This is a genomic window from Halorubrum sp. AJ67, assembly GCF_000513435.1.
The window spans coordinates 29185-34727 of sequence record NZ_CBVY010000010.1; the positions used below are offsets into that span (position 1 = coordinate 29185).

7 protein-coding genes and 1 pseudogene are annotated in these 5543 nt (G+C 65.8%); 6 read left to right on the plus strand and 2 right to left on the minus strand.

Annotation, left to right across the window (positions count from 1 at the left end):
• The 4 genes and pseudogenes from BN903_RS09595 to BN903_RS09610 all read left to right on the plus strand — a co-directional run.
• A pseudogene (locus BN903_RS09595) lies at positions 1-518 on the plus strand (hypothetical protein); the annotation flags it as partial.
• 107 nt (positions 519-625) lie between these two features.
• Positions 626-1009, plus strand: coding sequence for a DUF5611 family protein (locus BN903_RS09600; RefSeq protein WP_048077528.1), 384 nt, complete (start codon positions 626-628; stop codon positions 1007-1009).
• Positions 1010-1233: 224 nt separating this feature from the next.
• Entirely contained in the window at positions 1234-1692 is a 459-nt protein-coding gene (locus BN903_RS09605) for a universal stress protein (protein WP_048077529.1), read from the plus strand.
• A gap of 90 nt (positions 1693-1782) precedes the next feature.
• Positions 1783-2760, plus strand: a complete 978-nt coding sequence (locus BN903_RS09610) for an ROK family protein (RefSeq protein WP_048077530.1) — start codon at positions 1783-1785, stop codon at positions 2758-2760.
• Positions 2761-2789: 29 nt separating this feature from the next.
• Here BN903_RS09610 and BN903_RS09615 read toward each other — a convergent pair whose 3' ends face one another.
• The gene (locus BN903_RS09615; RefSeq protein WP_048077531.1) at positions 2790-3800 is read right to left on the minus strand and encodes a PrsW family intramembrane metalloprotease; all 1011 of its coding nucleotides are present in this window, start codon (positions 3798-3800) and stop codon (positions 2790-2792) included.
• Positions 3801-4013: 213 nt separating this feature from the next.
• Here BN903_RS09615 and BN903_RS09620 point away from each other — a divergent pair, with 213 nt between their 5' ends.
• Positions 4014-4352 carry a hypothetical protein gene (locus BN903_RS09620; RefSeq protein ID WP_048077532.1) on the plus strand — a complete coding sequence of 113 codons (339 nt, stop codon included), beginning with the start codon at positions 4014-4016 and terminating at the stop codon, positions 4350-4352.
• A gap of 124 nt (positions 4353-4476) precedes the next feature.
• Here BN903_RS09620 and BN903_RS09625 read toward each other — a convergent pair whose 3' ends face one another.
• Complete coding sequence (locus BN903_RS09625; protein ID WP_048077533.1) at positions 4477-4869, minus strand: hypothetical protein; 393 nt, start codon at positions 4867-4869, stop codon at positions 4477-4479.
• Positions 4870-5091: 222 nt separating this feature from the next.
• Here BN903_RS09625 and BN903_RS09630 point away from each other — a divergent pair, with 222 nt between their 5' ends.
• Positions 5092-5484, plus strand: coding sequence for a hypothetical protein (locus tag BN903_RS09630; protein WP_048077534.1), 393 nt, complete (start codon positions 5092-5094; stop codon positions 5482-5484).
• The last annotated feature ends 59 nt before the right edge of the window (positions 5485-5543 follow it).

Sequence of the window (5543 nt, forward strand, 5' to 3'; positions counted from 1 at the left end):
AGTCCGCGTCGACCGACGAATCGGACGCGGAGACCGACGACGGCGTGATCCTCGACGAGGAGGGGGAGTCGCTCGATGACCGTGAACGGGGGGCGTGGCCGTCGGTCGACGAGGAGGACGCCGAGGGGGACGACCAGACCGCCTGGCCGGATCACGGGGGCGAAGACGAGGGGTTCAGCGCGGAGGTCGGCGAGGGCGGCGAGGCCGACGTCGAGTTCGGCGGGGGACTCGCGCCTGAGGCGGTGGAGGGGGACGCGGAGTCGGCGAGGTCGGCGGAGACGGAGTACGTCGAGTCCCCCGACGACGCGGAGGCGGTCTCGTTCGACGCCGGCGGCGAGGGCGGAACCGGGATCACCCGCGGCGAGAGCCCGGATCTGGAGACCGCTGGCGGGGACGAGCCGACAGAGTACTACTGCCCGGAATGCGGCATGGTTCGGGCAGCAGACGGGAACTCCATGCGCGCGGGCGACATCTGTCCCGAGTGTAAGCGCGGGTACGTCGACGAACGCCCGCGGTAGTCGAGCGACGACGACGGTAGTCGTGATAAAAGGGGCGCGTCGGCGGCCGAACCCCCCGAACGGGCGTGACGAAACTGGTTTACGCCGGCCTGTCGAACGGTCGCGGCATGAAGCAGTACAAGATGCGCCGCGGCGAGCATCTGGACGACCGAATGCCGGACCTGAAGGGGTCCATCGAGGAGTACTTCGGCGAGGTCACCGGCACCGAGGAGTACGACGGCCACGAACTGTACGTCGTCGGGGACCCCGACAACCCGGTGTTCAAGCGGATCGTCGCGGGGGCCGCCGAGTACGGGAGCAAGAAGGACAAGCTGGCGGTCCACTTCGAGGAGCGGCCCGCGGAGGAGGTCATCGCCGACGGGGACGCCGACGCCGCCGCTGACGCCGTCGACGCGAAAAACGAGTTCTTGCTGGAGGCGACCGGTCGCGACGCGAAGTCCCGCCGCGACTCGCTGAAGCGCGAAGTCGAGGACGACGCCCCCGACTACTGAACGGTTCTCGACGCGCCTGTTACTGAACGGTTCCCCGCGGTCACGCTCGTCGCCGACTGCCGAGACAGAGTTTCGCTTCGACAGCGATGCGTCCGTCCGACCGGAATCGGTCGAAGGTGACGGCGTCGGCAGCGCCGGACTGTCAGGATCGATCGACTAAATGTTTATTCGAATTTGAGTTAAAACTCCGATGTTTTTAAGTCACGAGGAGACGAAAGGCGTGTATGAGCATCGAGACAGTCGTACTGGCGGTTGGTACCGAGGACGAGAAGCGCGCGAAACGGCTCGCGAACGAGATAATCGCGGTCGCGGAGCCGGCGGACGCCGAGGTCGTGTTGACCCACGTGTTCGACGAGTCGGAGTTCGACGGGATCCGGGAGAAACTGGGCGTCGAACGGGGGAGCGAAGGCTCGACGCCCGACGCCGTCGCGGAGCGGCACGCGACGACTCGCGCGCTCTCGAAGGCGCTCTCGGAGGCGGGCGTGCGGCACTCGGTCCGTGGCGCGGTCGGCGACCTCGCCGACGAGGTCATCGAGACCGCCGACAGTCTCGGAGCCGACCGCGTTTTCGTCGGCGGACGACGACGATCCCCGACCGGGAAGGCCGTCTTCGGCAGCGTCGCACAGGAGGTCATGCTGTCGGCTCCGTGTCCGGTGACGTTCGTCCGCGAGACCGCGTCGTAAGGCGGTTTCGCGGAAGCGATCTAGTTCTTTACCCTCGCTCGACCGCGCGAAGCGTCCCGCTTAAGTGAGACGGGTCCGCGCTTACACCCGATGTACTACGTGGGCGTCGATCTCGGGGCGACGAACGTCCGAGCGGTCGTCGGCGACGAGACCGCGGCGATCCTCGGTTCCGCGTCGCGGGGCACCCCGCGGGGGCCGAACGGCATCGCCGTCACGGAGGCCGTCTTGGAGGTGATCCGAGGGGCCTGTACGGAGGCGGGGATCGCGCCGAGCGAGCCGGTCGCGGCCGGGATCGGCTCGATCGGCCCGCTCGACTTAGCGGAGGGGGTCGTTCAGGGACCGGCGAACCTCCCGGACACCGTCGAGCGCATCCCGCTCGTCGGCCCAGTCGGCCGGCTGCTCGACACCGACGAGGTGTACCTCCACAACGACACCATCGCGGGCGTCATCGGCGAGCGGTTCCACTCCGAGCGCAACCCGGACGACATGGTGTATCTCACCATCTCCTCGGGGATCGGCGCGGGGGTCGCCGTCGACGGCAACGTGCTCTCGGGGTGGGACGGCAACGCCGGCGAGGTCGGCCACATGACCGTCGATCCGCACGGGTTCATGACCTGCGGCTGCGGGCTCGACGGCCACTGGGAGGGGTACTGCTCGGGCAACAACATCCCGCACTACGCCCGCGAGCTGTACGAGGAGGACCCGATCGAGACGAGCCTCCCGGTCGAGGACCCCGACTTCTCCGCGGTCGACGTGTTCGAGGCGGCGGGCGAGGACACCTTCGCCGACCACGTGATCGATCAGGTCGCCCACTGGAACGCCATGGGCATCGCCAACGTCATCCACGCGTACGCCCCGCTGGTCGTGACGATCGGCGGCGCGGTCGCGCTCAACAACCCCGAGCGCGTCCTCGATCCGATCCGCGAGAAGCTCCCGGAGATGGTGTTCATCAACGTCCCGGAGGTGCGGCTCACCGACCTCGGCGACGAGGTGGTGGTGAAGGGAGCGCTCGCGAGCGCGCTGACGGGCGGGACCGGCGACCGCTCGCGGGTCGAGAGTCCGCCCTGACGGGAGGGGCGGAGGGTGCGGTGGCTCGGCTACTGCTCGAACTCGTCCAGCTCCGGCTCGACGTCGGGGTCGACCGCGTCGCGCGTGTCGAGGTACGCGTCGCGGTAGCGCCGGATCTTCCGGAGGAGGACGTAGCCGAACGCGCCCTGGAAGACGAGGACGAACCCGAACAGCGCGAGCACCTGCGGGACGCCGAACAGCCCCGAGGCGATCCCCGTCACCGGGCCGACGAGGGTATTGTACAGCCCGTGGATCGCGGCCGCAAGCACGAGCCCCTTCACGACGATTGGGCCGCGGTTCCCGGGGTTGAACTTCGCCAGCCCGAGGTAGTAGCCCGCGAACGCCGAGTAGATCACGTGGCCCGGTCCGGCGAGCGCCCGGAGCGCGGCGATGCCGTCGCCCGCGCCGAGCGCCGCGATCCCGACCGTCAGCTCCCCGAGGTCGACGTTCTGGGCGATGTACACGAGGTTCTCGATGACGACGAAGCCGAGGCCGGCGATGGCACCGTAGACGGCCCCGTCGATGACGGCGTCGAACCGGGCGTCGGTGTACGCGTACAGCCGGACCGCGAGCAGCTTCACGGACTCCTCGACCGGCCCGACGATCAGGAAGAAGAAGAGCACGAGCCCGGGGAAGCCGAGCGGCCGGAAGAACGGCTGGAGCCTGCCGTTGAGGACCGCGGCGAACGTGGCCGTCAGGATCGATAGGAAGAAGGTGGCCACGAGCAGCGACAGCGGCTCACCAGTGGTGACATCCGAGACGTAGACGTACGCCGCCAGCCCGAATGCGGGGATCACGGAGAGCCCGAGGAGGACCGCGATCGCGGGGTCGAAGAGCAGGCCGATCCCGAACGAGCCGAGGATCGCGAGCAGGCCGACGAGCGCGACGAGGACGATCCCGGCCTTCGCCGAGCGGGTGAGCAGCCAGTACAGCGCGACCGACAGCCCGTCGAGAGAGGTCCGCTCCTCCCACGTGGCGACGTCGTAGAGGTCGCGGTCGTCGTCGGCCCGGGACGCGATCGGGTCCTCGTCTGCTGGCATGGGTCCCGTTAGATCCCCCGGTGACTTAATCGATTGCCGACGGGAGGGTCGGACTCGGGGAACGCGAGGCGAGCGGCCGGATCCGCGGACCTCCAGCGACGGCAGAGTGGTCCCGGTGATAAGGGTTGACTCGCTGGCGGGGAATACCGGTAAAGTACGTCTCGTTCAGTATGGACTACATATTTAACCCCGTATTGTTCGATTGGACGGTTAATGACGGACTGGGAGCGCGTGATACAGGAACTCGAAGAGGCGGGCTATTCTGGATTCAAGTTCGATAGCGGCGATACGGCTGTGTCGGGGCTGTCCGGTGAGTGGGTATCCGGTAAAATCCCACGCGAGGGAGGATTGAAACACGAGAATCAGACACTTTGGATACGAATTCTCGACGCGTTATCGTGGAACGGTGGTACCGTGGATGCTGCTCCAGAAAACGCCCCCGAAAGGATACGCAATATCGCCACTGAACACGGCTTGGACGTCGTGATATTCACCGTCTCCGCCGAAGAGGCGCGTATCGCACTTTGTGATCCCTCAAAACATGATCTGTAACGGTGTGTTCGCAACCCTACTTATCGACAGTTGTACTCCATCGAGCCGGAGACGTTCCGACCCCTCCTCGATGCGGCGATCAACTGCTAACTACGGGCGAGCCACTTGCGATTAGCTGTAGGGCTTACCGCATACGAAAGTAGATGGCGACGCGAAGCGGTATGAGTGTGAAAAGTAGCGCTAGCATCGTAAGTACCGTCCACGTGGGGGCAACATTGAGTCCAAGTTGGACACCCATGACGAATATGAACAGGCCAGCGAACCGAATGCGGGAATTTTCCCAGAGTCGTTGGGACCGCTCGCTCACAAATGAGCCGTACGTCACAGCGATTCCGAGAGCCACTCCGAGGGTTGTCGCGCCGGCAAGTCGTTGTGGCGTGATCGAGACAGTGATTGAGAACGGTTCCCAGTACGCGACCGCACCGAAACCGAGAATTGCCAGCCCTATCCAGAGGAGTTCATAGTAGACGCCTAGCCGAGAATCCGGCTCACTCCACTCCGTTGGAACCACTGTCATCTACCGGAGTAACTTTCCCCTCAATGATAAGCGTTCAACCACGTCTCATTGCCATTGACATTCGGAATTACGTGAGTCTGACATCTAGGAAATCCAAATATATTGTACGTTCCGTATAGTTGGCAGTTTCCAGCGACCGGCCGTTTCACAGACGGGTATATCCGAAAACCGGATTTCAGCGGAGCCGACAGAGTTGAAACCGCGGCACCCGAACGCCGGAGTATGCACTTCGACCAGCGGACCCAGCGCGCGCTCCGCGAGGCCGGGCTGGAGACCGACGAGATCGCGGCGGTCTCGGACCGCGTCGCGGAGTTGGTCGCGGCGGACGCCGAGGCGCTGACCGACTTCTTCGCGGGCGACGGACCGGTGTACTCGGACATGGAGATGGCCCACAGCGCGACCGACATCCAGGAACACCCGACCGCCGACGTCGACCTGTTCACCCATGGGAGCGACCTCCGGGGCTACCTCTCGCTCGACGGCTGGGGCGTCCCGGTGGAGGGTGGGCGAGTACTCCGCGAAGACGATAACGCCGAGCCCGTTCTCGTCGAACTCGCGCTCGGCGACACGGTGAACGACCGAGTGCGGTTCGCGCGCGATCGCGAGGCGCTGTGACGATGTCGCGGGTCCGGGTCCGCGGCATCTACTCGACGGCGCTCACCGCGCGCCTGCTC

Coding starts and splice junctions, on each gene's coding strand:
- BN903_RS09600 (WP_048077528.1), top strand. CDS start 626: ATGAAGCAGTACAAGATGCGCCGCGGCGAGCATCTGGACGACCGAATG.
- BN903_RS09605 (WP_048077529.1), top strand. CDS start 1,234: ATGAGCATCGAGACAGTCGTACTGGCGGTTGGTACCGAGGACGAGAAG.
- BN903_RS09610 (WP_048077530.1), top strand. CDS start 1,783: ATGTACTACGTGGGCGTCGATCTCGGGGCGACGAACGTCCGAGCGGTC.
- BN903_RS09615 (WP_048077531.1), bottom strand. CDS start 3,800: ATGCCAGCAGACGAGGACCCGATCGCGTCCCGGGCCGACGACGACCGC.
- BN903_RS09620 (WP_048077532.1), top strand. CDS start 4,014: ATGACGGACTGGGAGCGCGTGATACAGGAACTCGAAGAGGCGGGCTAT.
- BN903_RS09625 (WP_048077533.1), bottom strand. CDS start 4,869: ATGACAGTGGTTCCAACGGAGTGGAGTGAGCCGGATTCTCGGCTAGGC.
- BN903_RS09630 (WP_048077534.1), top strand. CDS start 5,092: ATGCACTTCGACCAGCGGACCCAGCGCGCGCTCCGCGAGGCCGGGCTG.